This window comes from Bradyrhizobium zhengyangense, from assembly GCF_022012555.1.
GTDB classification, from domain to species: domain Bacteria; phylum Pseudomonadota; class Alphaproteobacteria; order Rhizobiales; family Xanthobacteraceae; genus Bradyrhizobium; species Bradyrhizobium zhengyangense.
Window position 1 is genome coordinate 100,937 of the sequence record NZ_JAKLTZ010000012.1, and the last position, 17,798, is coordinate 118,734.

A 17,798-nucleotide genomic window follows, 5' to 3' on the forward strand; every position below is an offset into this window, starting at 1 on the left:
GTGGGCAAAGCGATAGCGTGCCCACCCAACGAACTGCGTCAGATCTGAACGAGACCGCCATCGACGAAGAGCTCGATGCCGTTGACGAAGCTTGCATCATCGGAGGCGAGGAACAGCACGGCCTTGGCGATCTCCTCGGGCTGGCCGACCCGACCGGCCGGGATGAGCGCGGCGAGTTGGGTCTTGGTGCCCTCCGCTTGCTCACCGCCGCCGAACAGATGATTCAGTCCGTGCGTCTCGGTGACGCCGGGGCTGACTGCGTTGACGCGGATGTGCCGGTCCTTCAGATCGAGGATCCAGTTGCGTGCGAAGTTGCGCACGGCGGCCTTTGTCGCGGAATAGACGCTGAAGGCCGGCGTGCCGGAGACGCTGGTGGTCGACGCGTTCAACACGATGGACGCGCCGTCGCGGAGCAGGGGCAGCGCCTTCTGCACCGTGAACAGTACGCCCTTCACGTTGGTGTCGAACGTGCGCTGGTAGTGCTCCTCGGTAATCGCGCCGAGCGGCGCGAACTCGCCGCCGCCGGCATTGGCGAAGATCACGTCGATCTGCTGGTGCTTCTTCTGAACGGCGTCGTAGAGCCGGTCGATGTCGGCGAGATTGGCCATGTCGCCCTGCACGCCGGTGACTCGACCGCCGATCGATTTCATCGCCGCCTCGAGCGCATCCTTGCGACGGCCGGTGATGAACACCGAGGCACCCTCGGCTGCGAAGGCCTTGGCGGTGGCGAGGCCGATACCGCTGGTGCCGCCGGTTACCACCACGACCTTGTTGTTGAACCTATCCGTCATCGTCCGTCTCCGTTGGAAGCTGCGGCGAAAGTGCCGTTGCCCGACGTAGATGTATTCAGAACGATGATGCGAGTAGTCGCCTGATATGGTACTTAGCGTTCCATGAGAAGAACGATGAAGGCCGATTTGAACGACTTCGCCTATTTTGCCGAGGTGGTGGGCCATGGCGGGTTCGCGGCTGCGGGGCGGGCCTTGCGGGAGCCCAAGTCAAAGCTCAGCCGGCGGATTGCCGGGCTGGAGGAGCGCCTGGGCTTGCGCCTGATCGAGCGATCGAGCCGGCGTTTCCGCGTGACCGAGGTGGGGCAAGCCTTTTACGAGCGCTGCCGCGCGATCCTTGCTGAAGCCGAGCAGGCCGAGGCGCTGGTGACGCAGGCGCAGGCCGAACCTCACGGCCGCGTTCGTTTCAGCTGCCCGACCGGCATGGTTGCGGAGATCTCCGCGCTGATCTCGAGCTTCCTGATCCGCTATCCCAAGGTGCGTCTGCAACTCGTCGCCATCGACCGGCCTATCGACCTGATCGAGGAGCGGATCGATGTGGCCTTGCGCGTGCGGTCCGAGCTCACGGGCGATGCAGCGCTCACGATGCGGTCGCTCGGCACGTCCAGGCGCATCCTTGTCGCGAGCCCCCAGCTGGCGAGCCGGTTGCGCACGCTGGATGATCTGGCCGTGCTTCCGACACTGGCAACGTCAGATGACGACACGTTGGTCGAATGGCATCTGCAGACCGACGATGGGCAGGCCCGCATTCACAAGCACGAACCGCGCATGGGCTGCGGCGACTTTGGCGCGGTGCGCGATGCAGCGGTTGCGGGCCTCGGTGTCGCGCTACTGCCCGATCATCTCTGCCGGGACGCGCTGGAGCAAGGCAGGCTCGTTCATGTGGTGTCGGAATGGCGCGGTCATCGCGGCATGGTGCATCTCGTGTTCACCACTCGACGCGGCCTGCCTCGCGCCGTTCGCGCGCTGATCGATCATCTCGCGGCGGGATTTTCCAAGACGTTGGTGTAGCGTCACCCGCGTCCGAGCTGCACGTCGCGTTCGACGGCAATCCATGTGGTGCGGGCCACCGCCAGCAACCTCCCGGCCTCATCATGCAGCGCGGCCTCCGCCATGCGCTTGCGGCCGTCGCGGCCGGTCGGCCAGGCGGTGATGATGCAGCGGTCGCCGGCACGCGGGCGGGATTCGATGCGCGCTGACATTCGTCCCAGCAGGAGCGGCGTCTTGTCGACGGCGTTGCTTTGCGGATCGCAATTGCAGGCGAAGCCGGTGGGACAATCGAGCGCCGACCAGAGAAATTCTGAGGCGACGAGGCCGTCGTCGGCGGTCAAGTTCTGATCGGGAATCCAGCTCGCCGCGAGAACGGGAGGCTGCGCACGAAGTCCGAGCGGTCCGGCGAAGATGCGCAGGCCGTCTCCCTTGGCCCTCGCGGGGCCGCAGACGAAGCAGGTCGGTAGCGGATGCTCGTGCGGTTTGACGGGCGTCAGCAATTCGGCGGCGCAGGCTTCGTCGAATCTGGCTGTTTCCAGCCGCGGAAGCTCGACGCTCACCGCGCGACCGGTCGCGACAACCTTGATGCCGTCGCGAAGCTCCCATGTACGGTCATCGGTCGCGATCGCACCGAGGGGCGTATCCAGGGGAGGCGGCGCGCGCAGCGTCACCTCGGCAGCCCCGGGAATGTGCTGGGCCAGCCGGCCGCAAACATAACCGCCGTTGCCGGAGTTCGGCGGGCCGCAGAAGCGCTTGTCGATGACGATCTCGGTCAAGTTTTCTTCCTGTCTTGAAGTTCCGCGCGCACTCTATCGGATCCTGAGCACAATTCTTCCCTGAACCGTGCGGTTCGCTACCGCGCGCATGGCTTCGCTGGCGTCCTCCAAAGGGAGGACGCGGTCGATATGCGGGCGGATGTGTCCCTCGGCCAGCCATTGCATCAGCGTGTCGTTCATGCGCGCGGCCTCAACGGAAAACTTTTCGGCCCAGGCGCCGACGAAGACGCCGAGGATGGCGTAGTTCTTGAGGAGCGGCAGGTTCATCGGGATCGAGGGTATCGTGCCGCTGGTGAAGCCGATCGGCATGAGACGGCCGCCCCAGTTCATCAGCCGGGCCATCTGCTCGAGGATCGCACCGCCGACGTTGTCGAATCCGATATCGATGCCCTGATCGGTGCCTTGGCCCGATGTGATGGACTTGATCCGCTCACGCAGATCCTCGCTACGATAGTTGACCACCTCGCTGGCGCCGTAGCGGCGCACCAGCGTGGCCTTGTCGTCAGAGCCGACGCCGGCGATGACGTTCAGGCCCAGATGACGGCTGAGATCGACTGCGGCGAGACCGACACCGCCGGCGGCGCCCGTGATCAACACGGTCTCGCCGCGTTGCGCCCGCGCGCGCTCGACCAGCGCATAATGGGCGGTGCCGTAGACATGCAGCACGGTTGCTGCCGCGTCAAAGGCAACGCCGTCAGGCAGATGCACGGCCTTCGATTCCTTGGCGACCATCCGTTCGGCGTAGCCGCCGGTCCAGCTGCTGCAGGCCACGCGATCGCCGGGCGCGAATCGCGTGACCTTGTCGCCGACAGCGACGACAACACCTGAGGCTTCCGTGCCGGGCACGAAGGGCAAGGGTGGCCGCATCTGGTAGAGGCCCGAGACCAGCAACTGGTCCATGAAGCTGACGGAGGCCGCATGGACGTCGATCAGGATCTCGTCGCCCGTCGGCTTCGGCTCGGCGATCTCACCGAGCCGCAAATCCTGCGGACCGGTGAAGGAGCTGCACAGCACGGCCCTCATCGCACATCTCCCATGTCGCGGAGCGGCGTCGCATATCCCGCGACGAGCTTGACGAAATCGGCCTGCCGCGCTGCGCCGGTCTTTTCAAACAGGCGATTGACGTGCGTCCGGATCGTCGTGTTGGCAACGCCGAATGCCGCGGCCACTTCCGGAACGCCGCCGAGCTCGACGATCGCGAGCAGCACGCGCAATTCGGTCGGCGTCAGCCTGAAGGCCTTGCCGATCACCTCGGATCGGGGCGGGACCATCAGCGCGACCTTGCGAACGAACAGGGCCGCGACGGCGGCGTAGGCTGCGCCCGCACGTCGCCGCGCGCCGGAGGCCAACGGCAGGGCATGTGCGACATAGCGCTGCCCATCGCTCCCCGTCATCGGCACGGCTACGCCGCCGGCGTCGAGGGCGGACGTGAAGGCGTGCCGCAGCGCGTGGTTGACGACGGGATCGCAGGCCGCGAGCTGTCCGCGCGCCTCGTGCAGGATGTCACGCGCGTCGAGGAGAGCTTGGCCGGCCGTATTGGTGTGAATGAGCCGCCCGTCCACGTCGAGGAGATAGACACCGACGTCGAGCCCGTCGAGCGTATCGGCGAATGTGGCGGCCTCTGCAGACATGTTAGGGATCGGAAACATCGCGTTCATCGCGGCGCTCCTTTCGTCTGGCGGCGCGCGAACAGGCGCGGCAGCAGCATGGGAACGCGGCGGCGATAGTCCTGGTAAGTCGCGCCGAACTCGGCGATCAGATCCCGCTCCTCGAACTGAAGCGCGACCAGGATGTAGGCGGTGTTTGCGAGCGCGAACAGGAGATGGCCAAGAGTCATCACGGGCGTGGCCCAGAATGCGAGCAGGAAGCCGAGCATGATCGGATGCCGTACGATCTTGTAGAGCAGGGGCGTTCGGAACGATTGACCTGGTATCTTGGCTCCACGCCACGCGACGAACGCCTGGCGCACGCCGAACAGATCGAAATGATCGATCATGTGAGTGGATGCGAATGCGATCAGCCAGCCGAGCCAATGCACTGATGTCAGCAGGAAAGCCGCAGGTCCGTCAGTCCGCCAGATCACAGTCGGGATCGGACGCCACTGCCAGAACAACAGAATGAGGATCAGGCTCGACAGCAGCACATAGGTGCTGCGCTGGCAGGCCGGGGCAAGGAATTGGGCCGACCATCGTTTGAACGCCGGGCGTGCCATGACGCTGTGCTGGACGGCAAACAGACCCATCAGCAACAGGTTGAGGATGATGGCTTCGTTCAAGGTCGCCGTGCTGCCGACATCGATCGACTTGTCGATTGAATTGGGCACGACATAATTGCCGACGAAACCGAGCGCATAGAGAAATGAGACCGTGAACAGGGCGTAACTCACGAGCGCGTAGAGCAGGATCAGAAGGCGCGAGACCATGTTTTTTCCTATTGTGCCAGACACGGCGGTGCCGCATGCAGGAGCCTAGATCGCCCGCTGGCGAAGGGGCTCGATCTGGTTCGATGGCTACCGCTCGACCGTCCCCTGTGCGTCCCCCGAGCGGAGGAAGGATTCCATGACGGCTTTCTCGCTTGGGACGTTCGGGTTCCCCGAGGTCCATGCCGATGGCCGCCCGATCAAGCTGGCCCTGCGCAAGGGGCTTGCGCTGCTGGTCTACCTTGCGGAGGCCAAGGGCGCCGTCAGCCGGGACGTCATGGCCACGTGGCTGTGGCCCGAGGCCGACCGCGAGACCGGGCTGGCGCGCTTGCGGCGGCTGCTTCATCGCATCGAGCTCGCGCTCGGCGAGCCGGTTTTCGAGACCGACCGTACCAGCATGCGTTGGTCCCCGGCGGTCGCGCTCACGGTTGACTCGCATCAGTTCGAGACCGCCTGCGACCGTGCTGCGTTTGAAGAGGCCTGCCAGATCTATCGCGGCGACTTCCTCGCTGGCTTCTCGCCGGAGGACTCTCCCGAGTTTGACGATTGGGCGTTCTTTCGTCGCGAGGCGCTACGGGGACGGCTTGTGCATGCACTCGAGCGTCTGGTGCAGGACAAGAATGCGGCCGGCGACCATTTCGCCGCGACCGCGTATGCGGGGCGTCTCGTCCAGCTCGATCCGCTCAGCGAAGTCTATGGCCGGCATCTGATCCGCAGCCTGCTGCTGTCAGGCGATCGCAGCGCGGCGGAACGGCACCATGCGGCGCTGACGCAGCGGCTGCGTGATGAGCTCGGCGTCGTGCCGGAAGCCGAGACCGAAGCGCTGATGAGCCCTGCTGCTACAGCGCAGGCGGTGCCGACGACGCGCTACGTCAAGGGCTCGGGCGTGCATCTGGCGTATCAGACTTACGGCAGTGGCGCGCTCGACATCCTCGTCATGCCCGGCTTCGTCTCGCATGTGGAGCGCGTCTGGGAGCATCCTGCAAGCCGGACGTTCCTGGCGTCATTGATGAAGCTTGGGCGCCTCATCGTGTTTGATCGTCGCGGCATCGGATTGTCAGATCGGGTCGGAGCGGCCCCCGGCATCGACGTCACGGCAGAGGATATCGGCACCGTGCTGCGCGCGGCGGAGTCGCGCCGCGTCGTGCTGTTCGGCGCCTCTGAATGCGGTCCAGCCTGCGTCAAGTTTGCTGTCGATCAGCCCAGCCGCGTCGCCGGGCTTATTCTGTTCGGCGCGCTGGCCAAGGGGTGCTGGGCGGAGGACTATCCGCACGCGCTGCGCGCCAGCCAGTACGATGCCTGGCGCAGGCAACTCGTCGCGCAATGGGGCGGACCGGTCGGGATCGAAGCCTTTGCGCCGAGCCTTGCAGGTGATCCGCAGGCGCGCGCCTGGTGGGCGGGGCTATTGCGCGCGGCGTCTAGTCCCGGCGGCATCTCGGCGGTGCTGGAAGCGTTTCGGGATGCGGACGTGCGGCACCTGCTGCCGCAAATCACCGTGCCGACGCTGGTGCTGCACCGGCAGGGCGACAAGGCCGTGCGCATCGCGGCAGGCCGTGACGTGGCGAGCCGGATTCCCGGTGCGCAGTTCGTCGAGCTCGACGGTCACGATCACTGGTTCTTTGCCGGCGATCACCGGCCGGTGCTGGAGGCGGTCAGGCGGTTTACGGAAACTTTGCAGCCATAAGCCTCATTTATTGGCACGTTTCGTGCCTCCGAAAGCGGCAGGCCCATCACATGCCTGACCAACGGAGACCTGCATGAAACGCGAAGACCTCACCGAAAAGCTGCTCGACATCAAGCGCGAGAAGGGCTGGAGCTGGAAACACATCTGCGAAAAAATCGGCGGCTATTCCGAGGTGCTGATAACAGGCGCGATCCTCGGCCAGATGAAGCTGACGAAGCCGCAGGCCGCCAACGCCGCCGAGCTGTTCGGCTTGTCGAAAGCCGAGACCGCGATGCTGAATGAGACGCCGATGCGCGGCATGCCGATGCCGCCGACCGACCCCCTGATCTATCGCTTCTACGAACTGGTGATGGTCAACGGTCCGGCCTGGAAGGCGCTGATCGAGGAGGAATATGGCGACGGCATCATGTCGGCGATCGATTTCGACATGGTGATGGAGCGTTTGCCCAACCCGAAGGGCGATCGCGTCAAGATCACGATGTCAGGCAAATTCCTGCCGTACAAATATTACGGCGCTAGCGGCAACGTGCCGGAATACGGCTTCAAGGAGGGCTAAGAGGCGAATGGCGAGTAGCGAACCGTTCGCTACTCGCACGTCGCTATTCGCTTACAGGATCGCGCCCGGCGTGTATTTGGCCGCCTCGGGCTTCGCCCTGGCCAGCGCGTCGACCTGCTCGGCGAAATAATCGACCTGGGCGCCGGCGTCGCCGGAATTGGCGCGGCCGTGCTCGAGCACTTGGCTCAGCTCGGCTTCGCTGAGGCCGAGGCGCTGGTCGGCGGCGAGGCGCTTGAGCAGATCGTTCTGCACGATCTTGCCGGTGCGCAGGTCTCTGATGGCGGCGACCGCATGCTCCTTGATCGCTTCATGCGCGCCTTCGCGGCCCGCACCCTTCTTCACCGCCTCCATCATCACCGTGGTGGTGAGCAGGAAGGGCAGATAGCGGTTGAGCTCGGTCGCGACGACGGCGTCAAATATTTCCATCTGGTCGAGAACCGAGAGCAGGGTCTCGAGCAGGCCATCCATGGCGAGGAAGGCGTCGGGCAGCATGACGCGGCGCACGACGGAGCAGGAGACGTCGCCCTCGTTCCACTGATCGCCGGCAAGGCCAGCGGCCATCGCGAGATAACCCTTCAACACCACATGCAGGCCGTTGATGCGCTCGCAGGAGCGGCTGTTCATCTTGTGCGGCATCGCGGACGAGCCGACCTGGCCCTTGGCAAAGCCTTCGCTGGCGAGTTCGTGGCCCGCCATCAGCCGCAGCGTCTTGGCGAAATTGCCGGGACCGCTGGCGAGCTCGGTGAGCACGCTGACGGCGCGGAAGTCGAGGCTGCGCGGATAGACCTGGCCGACCGCATCGAAGCTCTTGGGCAGGCCGAGATGGACGAGAATGCGCTGTTCGAGCGCGCGTGCCTTGCCGGCATCGCCGTTGAACAGGGTGATCTGGTCGAGCCGCGTGCCGACCGCGCCCTTCAGGCCGCGCGCGGGATAGCTGTCGAGCACGCTGACGAGGCTCTGGTGCGACACCAGCATCTCCTCCCCGAACATGGCGATGCGCTTGCCGAGCGTCGTGACCTGCGCGGCCACATTGTGCGTGCGCGCCGTGAACGGCATGTCGCGCAATTGCTTGGCGTGCTTGGCAAAGCGAATGAGCGCGGCGATGCTCTTGGTCTCGATCAGCTGGAGGCCGCGATAGACCTGCAACTGCTCCACGTTCTCGGTGAGGTCGCGGCTGGTCATGCCCTTGTGCAGGTGCTCGTGACCGGCGAGGTCACAGAACTCCTCGATTCTCGCCTTGACGTCGTGGCGGGTGATGCGCTCGCGCCGCATGATGGAGTCGAGGTCAACCCGGTCCTTGACGCGCTCGTAAGCCTCGATCACGCCATCGGGCACCGGGATACCGAGATCGCGCTGGCCTTTCAGCACGGCGATCCAGTAGTCGCGTTCGAGGCGGACCTTGCCTTCGCCGCTCCAGATGGCGCGCATGGCAGGCGAGGCGTAACGTTGGGCGAGGACGTTGGAGATGTGATCCTGAGACATGCCGCCCATTTGGCATTGCCGGGGGCTGGCTGCAAGCCCGGGAGGCGGGCGGCTCACGGGCCTTCCATGGCCCATCCGCCGCGCGCTGTTGGGATTACTTGCCGCCCTTCACCTCGGCCGCCGCGACCGCAATCAGCTCGCTCATCTTGGCCCGAATCGTCGGCTCGGTGACGGCCACGTTCCTGGCGGCGAAATCGGCCATGACCTTGCGCAGGACGTCGCCATCGCCGGCCTCCTCGAAATCGGCTGCGACCACCTCCCTGGCATAGGCGGTGGCGGCTTCGCCCGTGATTCCGAGCTTTTCGGCCGCCCACAGCCCCAGCAGACGGTTACGGCGGGCCTCCGCCCTGAACTTCTGCTCCTCGTCGAGGGCAAACTTCTTCTCAAAGCCTTCTTCGCGCTTGTTGAATTCGCTCATGCGTCTTCCGATTCCTCAGGGCTATGGACGTGGGCCCTCCTCGTTGCGAGGGCCCCTCTGCATGCCTAGATAAAGGGCATGATCGGCGAAACAACGAGCCGTAAAGCCGCAGGCAAGGCGGTATAAGTCAGCGTCGGATGGGCCGGATCGATTGTGCTGGGACAGCCAATCGGATAGGTTGCCTGAAGGCTTGGTTCCCGTTCTGTTTCCGAGAGTTATAGACGGGTTCCGGGCCGTTCACGGCAGCTCCGCTGTGGGTCGTAACCTGGTAACCGGAGCACACCAAATACATGGATTTCAACAAAACACGGTACATCCCAATGAGCCGTCGGCGTCGCATTTATGAAGGCAAGGCAAAGGTTCTTTACGAAGGTCCGGAGCCCGGTACCCTGATCCAGCACTTCAAGGACGACGCTACCGCGTTCAATGCCAAAAAGCATCAGGTGATCGAGGGCAAGGGTGTCCTCAATAACCGGATCTCGGAGTACCTGTTTCAGCACCTCAACGACATCGGGGTGCCGACCCACTTCATCCGTCGGCTCAACATGCGCGAGCAGTTGATTCGCGAGGTCGAGATCGTGCCGCTCGAAGTGGTGGTGCGGAACGTTGCCGCCGGCTCGCTGTCGCAGCGCCTCGGCATCGAGGAGGGGACCCAGCTGCCCCGTTCGATCATCGAATTCTACTACAAGAACGACCAGCTCAACGACCCCATGGTGTCGGAAGAGCACATCACCGCGTTCGGCTGGGCGACGCCCCAGGAGATCGACGACATCATGGCACTCGCCATCCGCGTCAACGATTTCCTCACCGGCCTCTTCCTCGGCATCGGCATCCGCCTCGTCGACTTCAAGATGGAATGCGGCCGGCTGTTCGAGAACGAGATGATGCGCATCATCGTCGCCGACGAGATCTCGCCGGACAGCTGCCGTCTCTGGGACATCAAGTCGAACGAGAAGCTCGACAAGGATCGTTTCCGCAGGGACCTCGGTGGACTGCTCGAGGCCTATACCGAAGTCGCAAAGCGCCTCGGCATCCTCATGGAGAACGAGCGTCCGCAGGGCACGGGTCCCGTGCTGGTGAAGAGCTAAGAGGAATATCGACGTGAAGGCACGTGTGACCGTTACCCTGAAGACCGGTATCCTCGATCCGCAAGGCAAGGCCATCGAAGGCGCGCTGAAATCGCTCGGCGTCGACGGCGTCGCCAGCGTCCGCCAGGGCAAGGTGTTCGACATCGAGCTCGCCGGCGCCGACAAGGCCAAGGCGGAAGCCGCGCTGAAGGACGCCGCCGACAAGCTGCTCGCCAACACCGTGATCGAGAACTATCGGGTCGAACTGCTTTGACGGATCGGGTCACTAAGCAAGAGCTTCTTGATCTTGCTCTGATGATCCTACGCGACGTTGAGAAGGTCGTATCTTCAATCGACCAACACCTGCTTGAAATGCGGGCCTGCGGGCAAGAAATGTCGGCGCAAAGACAACTCTTGCCTGAGGCTTCGCAGGATTTTTCGAAGGTCCCTCTCCAATGAAAGCCGCCATCCTCGTCTTCCCCGGAATCAATCGCGAGCGCGACATGGCGCGTGCGTTGAAACTCATCTCGGGCCACGAGCCCCAGATGGTGTGGCACGCCGAGACCTCGCTGCCTGCTGGCACTGATCTCGTGGTTGTGCCCGGCGGTTTCTCTTACGGCGATTATCTTCGCTGTGGTGCGATTGCGGCGCGGGCGCCTGTGATGGATGCGGTGCGCGACTATGCGGCCAAGGGCGGCCTCGTGCTCGGCGTCTGCAATGGTTTCCAGATCCTCTGCGAGTCCGGTCTTTTGCCCGGCGTGCTGATGCGCAATGCGCGGCTGAAGTTCATCTGCAAGGACGTGCATCTGCGCGTCGAGCGTTCCGACACGCCGTTTACCCGCGGCTACAATGCCGGCCAGGTCATTCGCGTGCCGGTCGCCCATGGCGAGGGCAATTACGAGGCGGATGAAGAGACCATCAAGCGGGTCGAAGGCGAGGGACGTGTGCTCTATCGCTATTGCTCGGCTGATGGCGTGGTCGACGAGGCCAACAACATCAACGGCGCGGCACATTCGATCGCCGGTCTCGTCAACGACAAGGGCAACGTGCTCGGCATGATGCCGCACCCGGAAAACCACGTCGAAGACATCATGGGCTGCACCGACGGCCGCGGCCTGTTTGCAGGCCTTACCGCGCATCTCGACCAGGCGGCGTAAGCCGCTTCAGCCGTTCCGCCGGCACCGTCATGGCGGCAACGCCCGCCATCACCAGCATCACGCCCAGCGCCAGGTTTGCCGGTACGCTCTCGCCGAGCAGCAGCACCGACAGCGCGACTCCGATCGGGATGCGCAGATACCCCTGCGCATTCGTGGTCAGCGTGCCGAGCCGACCGAGGCACATGTAGAACAGCATCAAGCCGAGTGCGCTGGAGACGATGCCCATGACGATGGTGGCAAGGATTGCGGTTGCTGTCGGATGCAGCGTCCAGGGCTGGTCGACGATCAGTGACGGTGGCAGCAGCACGAGACCGCCGAATAGCAGCGAGCCGGCCGCCACCACCATCGGGTCGTAATCGGACAGCCTGAGGCCGAAGATCGTCGCGCAGGCAAAGGAGATGGTGGCGAGCAGGATCGCAATCTCGGCAATGATGTCGCTGCCGAAGCCGTGCAGCGCGTCGAGACCGATGATGGCGACGGTGCCGGCAAGACCCAGGATCGCGCCCACGAGCTTCAGCAGCGTTGCCGGTTCATGCCGCGTGATCAGTGAGGTGATCAGGAATGCGAAGATCGGTGTCGTCGAGGCCAGCACCACCGTGTTGGACGCCGGGACATATTGCTGCGACCAGGTGATGACCAGAAATGGAAAGGTCGAGTTGATCAACTGCTGCGTCGCAAACAGCTTCCAGGCCTTGAGGTCGGTCGGGACCCTGACGCCGCGTACCCACAGGATCGCAAACAGGAAGGCGGCCGCGATCAGCGAGCGCACCGAGATGAAGGTGATGGGCGGAATCGTGGGAAGCGCCAGCTTGGCCAGCGGGTAGGTCGAGCTCCAGCAGCAGGCGAGCGCGAACAGCAGCGCGTAATCGCGCCAGGTGCGCGCGCCGGTGGAGGGGTTGGACGGCGATGACAATGTTGCGGCCGCTATGTGGCCCGGCGACGTGCTCTTCGGCACCTTGCGATAGCTCCCCGCGCAGCAGCGCTTCCAACAAAGTCTGGGCGAGGGGGCGCGAAAAGGGAAGCTGTCGAGCTATGCGTTTGCCTGTAGTGCCGGCTTCCGCTTCACCCGCTTGATCGTTCCGGAGAAGGTGAACAGCGGCCGGCCGGCAGACGCCAGCTTGCCCCGCAGGAAGATCAGCGAGCCGCCGGCGCGGGAGACCTCGCCTGTGCATTCGACCAGCTGGCCCTCGCGGGCGGCATCGAGGAAATCGCAGGCGAAATTGGTGGTCACGGCCGGGCCGTCCAGCTCGTGGGTGGCGATCGCGAACAGGCAATAATCGGCGAAGGCCATGAAGCAGCCGCCATGGACGTTCCCGGAGCCGTTCAGATGCTTCTTCTCGACCCGGAAGGCGCAGCGGACGCTGCCGTCGTCCTCGATCTTGTGCCAGAACGGGCCGATATGGCTCTCAAAACTGTCGCGAATCCAGGTCCGCCAACCCCTGAACTCGCCCTCGGTGGCGACATGCAGGTCGGGGCGGCGGGTGGAGGGGACTTTGGTCAATTCGTGCAAGGAAATGGGCCTTCAATTACGGGTCTTTAGCCCTTAAATCCGATCCGTCGGCGCCTTGCAATTCCCGTTCCCGCCGACCCACCTTGCAAAACGTGGGACAGCGGGAAAATGCGCCATAAAGGGCTTTTCGAAGCCGTCCGATCTTCCTAAGAACGGCAAAACGCCGCCGAAAGCTCCGAATCCATGAAGAACGAACCCAAGATCACCCCCGAGCTGGTTGCCGCCCACGGGCTCAAGCCCGACGAGTACGAGCGCATCCTGAAGCTGATCGGACGGGAGCCGACCTTCACCGAGCTCGGCATCTTCTCGGCGATGTGGAACGAGCACTGCTCGTACAAATCCTCGCGCATCCATCTGCGCGGCCTGCCGACCAAGGCGCCCTGGGTGATCCAGGGCCCCGGCGAGAATGCCGGCGTGATCGACATCGGCGATGGCCAGGCCGTGGTCTTCAAGATGGAGAGCCACAACCACCCGAGCTACATCGAGCCCTATCAGGGTGCGACCACCGGCGTCGGCGGAATCCTGCGCGACGTCTTCACCATGGGCGCGCGCCCGATTGCCTGCCTCAATGCGCTGAGCTTCGGCGCGCCCGAGCACGCCAGGACCCGGCATCTCGTGTCGGGCGTGGTTGCCGGCGTCGGCGGCTACGGAAATTCCTTCGGCGTGCCGACGGTCGGCGGCCAGGTGCGCTTCCACACCCGCTATGACGGCAACATCCTCGTCAACGCGATGGCGGTGGGCCTCGCCGATGCCGACAAGATCTTCTATGCGGCGGCCTCCGGCGTGAACATGCCGATCGTCTATCTCGGCTCCAAGACGGGCCGCGACGGCATCCATGGCGCCTCGATGGCCTCGGCCGAGTTCGACGACAAGTCCGAGGAGAAGCGTCCGACCGTGCAGGTCGGCGATCCCTTCGCTGAAAAGCTGCTGCTCGAAGCCTGCCTAGAGATCATGGAGAAGGGCTGCGTCATCGCGATCCAGGACATGGGCGCGGCGGGCCTGACCTGCTCGGCGGTGGAGATGGGCGCCAAGGGCGATCTCGGCGTCGATCTCGATCTCGACGCGGTGCCGACCCGCGAGATGGGCATGAGCGCCTACGAGATGATGCTCTCGGAAAGCCAGGAGCGCATGCTCATGGTGCTCAAGCCTGAGAAGGAAAAGGAGGCCGAGGCCATCTTCAAAAAGTGGGGCCTCGACTTCGCCGTGGTCGGCTACACCACGCCGAGCAAGCGTTTCGTCGTCAAGCATGGCGGCGACGTCATGGCCGATCTGCCGATCAAGGAGCTCGGCGACGAGGCGCCGCTCTATGACCGCCCGCATGTGCCGTCAGCTGCACTGCCGGTCGTGCATGCCCGCGAGGTCCCGGCGCCGATGGCGCTCGGCGCGGCGCTCGAGAAGCTGATCGGCACGCCCGACATGTGCAGCAAGCGCTGGGTTTGGGAGCAGTACGACCACGTCATTCTCGGCAACACCATGCAGCGCCCCGGCGGCGATGCCGCCGTGGTGCGCGTGCAGGACGGGCCGAAGGGCCTTGCGCTGACTGTCGACGTCACGCCGCGCTATTGCGAGGCCGATCCGTTCGAGGGCGGCAAGCAGGCGGTGGCGGAAGCCTGGCGCAACATTACCGCGGTCGGCGGCAAACCGCTCGCGATCACCGACAATCTCAACTTCGGCAATCCTGAGCGGCCCGAGATCATGGGCCAGTTCGTCGGCTGCCTGAAGGGCATCTCGGAAGCCTGCCGCACGCTCGACTTCCCGGTCGTCTCAGGCAACGTCTCCCTCTACAACGAGACCAACGGCCGCGCGATCCTGCCGACGCCATCGATCGGCGGCGTCGGCCTGCTCGACGATTTCACCAAGTCGGCCTCGCTCGCCTTCAAGGCCGAGGGCGAGGCGATCCTGCTGGTCGGCGAGACCCATGGCTGGCTCGGCCAGTCCGTGTACCTGCGCGACATCTGCGGTCGCGAGGAAGGTGCGCCGCCGCCGGTCGACCTTACCGCCGAGAAGCGCAACGGTGACTGCGTGCGCGGCATGATCCATGCGGGCACCGCAACCGCGGTGCACGATCTTTCCGACGGCGGCCTCCTGATCGCGCTTGCCGAAATGGCGATGGCGAGCGGCATTGGCGCAAAGCTGCTGGCGGCCCCGACCTCGCTGGTCTCGCAGGCCTATTGGTTCGGCGAGGACCAGGCGCGGTACCTCGTCACCGTGCCGGAAACCGAAGCCGGCCGTGTGCTGGCCAAGATGCGCGGCTGCGAGGTGCCTTGCGTGCGTATCGGCACCACCGGTGGCGATGCGATCGCGATCGCAGGAGAGGCGCCTGTCACGATCGATGCACTGCGCAAGTCGTTCGAGCGCTGGCTGCCGGAGTACATGGGCGGCAAGGCGGCGTAAGGCTGCATCTTCAGACCCTTAGCCTGGATTGCGCTGCGCTCGATCCGGGCTACAGGCGGCTACAATACCCGCGTCGCGCCGGGAATCGTCCGCAAGGCGGCTGTTACGCCCCAGCTGAAAATCACCGTCAGCACGAACACAGTCAAAGCCTTCGCAACTGCAGGCAAGTTGTAGTCGAACAGCCAGTATTGCAGCCACAACGTGATCGGGTAGTGCACCAGGAACATGCCGAAGGCGGCGGACTGCATCGGATCGAGCAGCATCGCTGAGCCTGACTGCCTGAACCGCTGGAAGAAGGCCAGGATCAGAAACATGATGGCCACGCTGAAGACGGTGACGTTGAGCGCGTAAATTCCTTCATACCAGTTCGGCAGCGGCGACGGATTCCCGAGTATCTCCCGCTTGATGAAGATCAGCACCCACAACAGGCAATACGGAACGATCGCCAGGACCAGCCACTCCCAGCTCACTTTCGCCATTCTGCCCTCAGCCGAGAGCAGTCCGCGATCCATGTTCGCAACGCCAATGCCGGCGCCGAAAAAGAAGTAGGTCGCGTAGAGCAACACGCGTCCGTGCTGGACCGAAAAAGGTCCGAACTCGAACCAGCTGCTAGGTCCGAAATACATCAGCCCGGGGACATAGAACGCGGCGCTGACGGCCAGCATGACCGCGAAGAATTCCGCGGGTCGGCGCCGTCCGCGCACCGACAGGCGGTTGATCGGGTCGAGCAGGTTGGGCCGCAGCCGGTACAGGAGGCATGCGATCAGGTCGAAGGCGAACAAGACCCAGAGGAACCAGATCGGCCCTGATGGCCACGGGCCTTTCGTGATCGTGGTCCACCAGAACTGTGAAAAGCCGATCTCGGGATCATTCCGCAGCGAGATGGCGTAATAGGCGATTGGAATGACCGTGAATGCGCAAACCACGAACGGGATGCCGAGCCGACGGATGCGGTCTTCCAAATAGCTCGCCGCTCCCTTGCGAGCGATTCCAGACCACGCGAACAGCCCCGACAGGAAGAAGAACATCGCCATGAAGAAGCTGTCGGTGGCGAGCACGATCATGTCGAAGCCGAAGAAGAACTTCGGGTCGGTATGACCGAAATAGGTGTAAGGGATAACCGCATGGTGCAGCAGCACCACCAGCGTCAGGAAGGTGCGAGCGCGATCGAGCGATAAATTGCGCGTCTTGGTCTTCGGCTCGGCATACGTCTCTGCGCCCATCGTCGCAGAAGTTGACATCGTCATCATGGCCGCCCCAGTCGCGTTTCCGTCCCGGCCGGACCTGTGCCGCCGGGACCCCGATTCAGCAAGCGCAGTTTGCGCCGCGACATTCTTCCATCGTGCCTTAGGAACCAGTTCCGCGCAACGCGGTTAGCGTTCCCGAAACGGTGAGCGGCCGCCGACTGCGGCCGCCAATGTTGCGGAGCTGGCGATGACGATCCTGAAATGGGCCCTGATATTCCTGCTGATCTCGATCGTGGCCGGTGTGCTCGGCTTCACCGGCATCTCGGCCGCCTCCGCCGACATCGCCCGTTTCCTGTTCTACGTCTTCGTCGTGATCTTCCTGGTGCTCTTGATCCTCGGGCTCACGGTATTCAGGGCGTAGCGCGACCCGTCCTTCCGGGATGGTGCGTTAGCACCAGACCCGGAATCTCGAGATTCCACGATGCGCAATTGCGCACCCGTGGTTCGCGTCTGCGACGCGCCCCGGAATGACGTCACCTCCAACTACCCCACTTCCTCGATCTTCACCTTGTCCGGATAGAAGGCGAGATGGCCTGAGATCTCCGTCATCGCCGGGAAGGGCGTCTCGTAGGTCCAGATCGCGTTGTCGAGCGTCTTGCCGTCGGCCTTGATGCTGTAATAGCTGGCGTCGCCCTTGTAAGGGCAGTGGGTGGTGCGCTCGGTGCGTTCCAGCAACGTCATGTTGGCGTCTTCTCGCGGCAGATATTGCACCGCCGGATATCTGGCCTCTTTCAAGGTCAGCGCCTTGGTGCTTTCGGCGATCACGATGTCGCCCGCCGTCACGCGGACGCGGCGGGGATTTTGGGTGATGGTGATGGGGTGGTCGGGGCCTGGAAGCTTCATGATTTCACGCCTTTTCGATCAATCTGCCGCGCGCGGCACTTTGTCGTGCCTTTATCCTGATGGGATCAGGGATATAGTGCCTGAAGGCGTGACGTAGAAGGCCGTTCACGCTAAGTTTGGCGCTGCCGGTCCCGGGGACCCCGGCAAACGATTCGACGCCAAGTCTGTTAGTCGACAAGTCTGTCAGCCGACACAAGGAGTAAGACCCGAATGCCCATGGACGCCCACGATATCGAGGCGATGATCAAGGCAGCGATCCCCGATGCCGAAGTGACCATCCGTGACCTCGCCGGCGATGGCGACCACTATGCCGCGACCGTGATCTCGGAATCTTTCCGCGGCAAGTCCCGCGTCCAGCAGCACCAGATCGTCTATCGGTCCCTGCAGGGCCAGATGGGCGGTGTGCTGCACGCGCTGGCGCTGCAAACCGGCGTACCAAGTGCTTGAATAGATTGCACCTGACCTGA

20 protein-coding genes are annotated in these 17,798 nt (G+C 63.9%); 9 read left to right on the top strand and 11 right to left on the bottom strand.

Translation table 11 applies throughout. From position 1 onward, the window contains the following. Nucleotides 1–38: 38 nt before the first annotated feature. Nucleotides 39–791, bottom strand: a complete 753-nt coding sequence (locus L6639_RS32475; protein WP_237865685.1) for an SDR family NAD(P)-dependent oxidoreductase — start codon at nt 789–791, stop codon at nt 39–41. Between the two features lie 114 nt (nt 792–905). Between L6639_RS32475 and L6639_RS32480 the strand changes: the two genes are divergently transcribed. After that, entirely contained in the window at nt 906–1,799 is an 894-nt protein-coding gene (locus L6639_RS32480) for a LysR family transcriptional regulator (protein WP_237865686.1), read from the top strand. A gap of 2 nt (nt 1,800–1,801) precedes the next feature. Here L6639_RS32480 and L6639_RS32485 read toward each other — a convergent pair whose 3' ends face one another. Genes L6639_RS32485 through mddA form a run of 4 tightly spaced genes read right to left on the bottom strand, consistent with a single transcriptional unit; the run spans nt 1,802 to nt 4,976 of the window. Then, a complete protein-coding gene (locus L6639_RS32485) occupies nt 1,802–2,554 on the bottom strand; it encodes a PaaI family thioesterase (RefSeq protein WP_237865687.1) in 753 nt (250 codons plus the stop codon). Nucleotides 2,555–2,587: 33 nt separating this feature from the next. Continuing rightward, nucleotides 2,588–3,577 (bottom strand): NADPH:quinone oxidoreductase family protein, encoded by a 990-nt coding sequence (locus L6639_RS32490; protein ID WP_237865688.1) that lies wholly within the window; start codon nt 3,575–3,577, stop codon nt 2,588–2,590. Continuing rightward, a complete protein-coding gene (locus tag L6639_RS32495; RefSeq protein ID WP_237865689.1) occupies nt 3,574–4,212 on the bottom strand; it encodes a helix-turn-helix transcriptional regulator in 639 nt (212 codons plus the stop codon). Before L6639_RS32495 ends, L6639_RS32490 begins: the two co-directional genes overlap by 4 nt. Next, nucleotides 4,209–4,976, bottom strand: a complete 768-nt coding sequence (gene mddA, locus L6639_RS32500) for a methanethiol S-methyltransferase (protein ID WP_237865690.1) — start codon at nt 4,974–4,976, stop codon at nt 4,209–4,211. Before mddA ends, L6639_RS32495 begins: the two co-directional genes overlap by 4 nt. 136 nt (nt 4,977–5,112) lie before the next feature. On the opposite strand from mddA, the gene L6639_RS32505 reads away from it, so the two are divergent. Both L6639_RS32505 and cynS read left to right on the top strand, forming a co-directional pair. After that, nucleotides 5,113–6,657: a bifunctional AfsR/SARP family transcriptional regulator/alpha/beta hydrolase gene (locus L6639_RS32505; protein WP_237865691.1), complete on the top strand. Its 1,545-nt coding sequence runs from the start codon at nt 5,113–5,115 to the stop codon at nt 6,655–6,657. Between the two features lie 73 nt (nt 6,658–6,730). After that, nucleotides 6,731–7,213, top strand: coding sequence for a cyanase (cynS, locus tag L6639_RS32510; RefSeq protein WP_237865692.1), 483 nt, complete (start codon nt 6,731–6,733; stop codon nt 7,211–7,213). Between the two features lie 51 nt (nt 7,214–7,264). Here cynS and purB read toward each other — a convergent pair whose 3' ends face one another. Together purB and L6639_RS32520 are read right to left on the bottom strand one after the other, a co-directional pair. After that, nucleotides 7,265–8,695, bottom strand: coding sequence for an adenylosuccinate lyase (gene purB / locus L6639_RS32515; RefSeq protein WP_237865693.1), 1,431 nt, complete (start codon nt 8,693–8,695; stop codon nt 7,265–7,267). Nucleotides 8,696–8,789: 94 nt separating this feature from the next. Further along, nucleotides 8,790–9,113 carry a DUF1476 domain-containing protein gene (locus L6639_RS32520; RefSeq protein ID WP_237865694.1) on the bottom strand — a complete coding sequence of 108 codons (324 nt, stop codon included), beginning with the start codon at nt 9,111–9,113 and terminating at the stop codon, nt 8,790–8,792. A 320-nt stretch (nt 9,114–9,433) separates the two neighbouring features. On the opposite strand from L6639_RS32520, the gene purC reads away from it, so the two are divergent. The 3 genes from purC to purQ all read left to right on the top strand — a co-directional run bounded on the left by purC (nt 9,434) and on the right by purQ (nt 11,337). After that, nucleotides 9,434–10,201, top strand: a complete 768-nt coding sequence (gene purC / locus L6639_RS32525; RefSeq protein WP_172782948.1) for a phosphoribosylaminoimidazolesuccinocarboxamide synthase — start codon at nt 9,434–9,436, stop codon at nt 10,199–10,201. A gap of 13 nt (nt 10,202–10,214) precedes the next feature. Continuing rightward, nucleotides 10,215–10,454: a phosphoribosylformylglycinamidine synthase subunit PurS gene (gene purS, locus L6639_RS32530; protein ID WP_015685059.1), complete on the top strand. Its 240-nt coding sequence runs from the start codon at nt 10,215–10,217 to the stop codon at nt 10,452–10,454. Nucleotides 10,455–10,635: 181 nt separating this feature from the next. Further along, the gene (gene purQ / locus L6639_RS32535) at nt 10,636–11,337 is read left to right on the top strand and encodes a phosphoribosylformylglycinamidine synthase subunit PurQ (protein WP_237865695.1); all 702 of its coding nucleotides are present in this window, start codon (nt 10,636–10,638) and stop codon (nt 11,335–11,337) included. Here purQ and L6639_RS32540 read toward each other — a convergent pair. After that, nucleotides 11,309–12,292: a DMT family transporter gene (locus tag L6639_RS32540; RefSeq protein WP_237865696.1), complete on the bottom strand. Its 984-nt coding sequence runs from the start codon at nt 12,290–12,292 to the stop codon at nt 11,309–11,311. The genes purQ and L6639_RS32540 overlap by 29 nt on opposite strands. Before the next feature lie 75 nt (nt 12,293–12,367). Then, nucleotides 12,368–12,847, bottom strand: a complete 480-nt coding sequence (locus L6639_RS32545) for a PaaI family thioesterase (RefSeq protein ID WP_237865697.1) — start codon at nt 12,845–12,847, stop codon at nt 12,368–12,370. Between the two features lie 183 nt (nt 12,848–13,030). Here L6639_RS32545 and purL point away from each other — a divergent pair, with 183 nt between their 5' ends. Continuing rightward, entirely contained in the window at nt 13,031–15,241 is a 2,211-nt protein-coding gene (gene purL, locus L6639_RS32550; RefSeq protein WP_237865698.1) for a phosphoribosylformylglycinamidine synthase subunit PurL, read from the top strand. Nucleotides 15,242–15,300: 59 nt separating this feature from the next. On the opposite strand, the gene L6639_RS32555 is transcribed toward purL, so the two are convergent. Beyond that, complete coding sequence (locus L6639_RS32555; RefSeq protein WP_237865699.1) at nt 15,301–16,491, bottom strand: acyltransferase family protein; 1,191 nt, start codon at nt 16,489–16,491, stop codon at nt 15,301–15,303. A gap of 184 nt (nt 16,492–16,675) precedes the next feature. Between L6639_RS32555 and L6639_RS32560 the strand changes: the two genes are divergently transcribed. Then, nucleotides 16,676–16,849, top strand: a complete 174-nt coding sequence (locus L6639_RS32560) for a DUF1328 domain-containing protein (protein ID WP_083514194.1) — start codon at nt 16,676–16,678, stop codon at nt 16,847–16,849. A gap of 122 nt (nt 16,850–16,971) precedes the next feature. Here L6639_RS32560 and L6639_RS32565 read toward each other — a convergent pair whose 3' ends face one another. Continuing rightward, complete coding sequence (locus L6639_RS32565; RefSeq protein WP_237865700.1) at nt 16,972–17,331, bottom strand: DUF427 domain-containing protein; 360 nt, start codon at nt 17,329–17,331, stop codon at nt 16,972–16,974. Nucleotides 17,332–17,541: 210 nt separating this feature from the next. Here L6639_RS32565 and L6639_RS32570 point away from each other — a divergent pair, with 210 nt between their 5' ends. After that, nucleotides 17,542–17,778, top strand: a complete 237-nt coding sequence (locus L6639_RS32570) for a BolA/IbaG family iron-sulfur metabolism protein (protein ID WP_057747323.1) — start codon at nt 17,542–17,544, stop codon at nt 17,776–17,778. The last annotated feature ends 20 nt before the right edge of the window (nt 17,779–17,798 follow it).

What these genes read in the sequence shown, in the direction of transcription:
- mddA (WP_237865690.1), bottom strand. Translation starts at nt 4,976, where the DNA reads ATGGTCTCGCGCCTTCTGATCCTGCTCTACGCGCTCGTGAGTTACGCC.
- L6639_RS32555 (WP_237865699.1), bottom strand. Translation starts at nt 16,491, where the DNA reads ATGATGACGATGTCAACTTCTGCGACGATGGGCGCAGAGACGTATGCC.
- purQ (WP_237865695.1), top strand. Translation starts at nt 10,636, where the DNA reads ATGAAAGCCGCCATCCTCGTCTTCCCCGGAATCAATCGCGAGCGCGAC.
- L6639_RS32565 (WP_237865700.1), bottom strand. Translation starts at nt 17,331, where the DNA reads ATGAAGCTTCCAGGCCCCGACCACCCCATCACCATCACCCAAAATCCC.
- L6639_RS32480 (WP_237865686.1), top strand. Translation starts at nt 906, where the DNA reads ATGAAGGCCGATTTGAACGACTTCGCCTATTTTGCCGAGGTGGTGGGC.
- L6639_RS32520 (WP_237865694.1), bottom strand. Translation starts at nt 9,113, where the DNA reads ATGAGCGAATTCAACAAGCGCGAAGAAGGCTTTGAGAAGAAGTTTGCC.
- L6639_RS32570 (WP_057747323.1), top strand. Translation starts at nt 17,542, where the DNA reads ATGCCCATGGACGCCCACGATATCGAGGCGATGATCAAGGCAGCGATC.
- purC (WP_172782948.1), top strand. Translation starts at nt 9,434, where the DNA reads ATGAGCCGTCGGCGTCGCATTTATGAAGGCAAGGCAAAGGTTCTTTAC.
- L6639_RS32490 (WP_237865688.1), bottom strand. Translation starts at nt 3,577, where the DNA reads ATGAGGGCCGTGCTGTGCAGCTCCTTCACCGGTCCGCAGGATTTGCGG.
- L6639_RS32560 (WP_083514194.1), top strand. Translation starts at nt 16,676, where the DNA reads ATGACGATCCTGAAATGGGCCCTGATATTCCTGCTGATCTCGATCGTG.
- purB (WP_237865693.1), bottom strand. Translation starts at nt 8,695, where the DNA reads ATGTCTCAGGATCACATCTCCAACGTCCTCGCCCAACGTTACGCCTCG.
- L6639_RS32475 (WP_237865685.1), bottom strand. Translation starts at nt 791, where the DNA reads ATGACGGATAGGTTCAACAACAAGGTCGTGGTGGTAACCGGCGGCACC.
- purL (WP_237865698.1), top strand. Translation starts at nt 13,031, where the DNA reads ATGAAGAACGAACCCAAGATCACCCCCGAGCTGGTTGCCGCCCACGGG.
- cynS (WP_237865692.1), top strand. Translation starts at nt 6,731, where the DNA reads ATGAAACGCGAAGACCTCACCGAAAAGCTGCTCGACATCAAGCGCGAG.
- L6639_RS32495 (WP_237865689.1), bottom strand. Translation starts at nt 4,212, where the DNA reads ATGAACGCGATGTTTCCGATCCCTAACATGTCTGCAGAGGCCGCCACA.
- L6639_RS32505 (WP_237865691.1), top strand. Translation starts at nt 5,113, where the DNA reads ATGACGGCTTTCTCGCTTGGGACGTTCGGGTTCCCCGAGGTCCATGCC.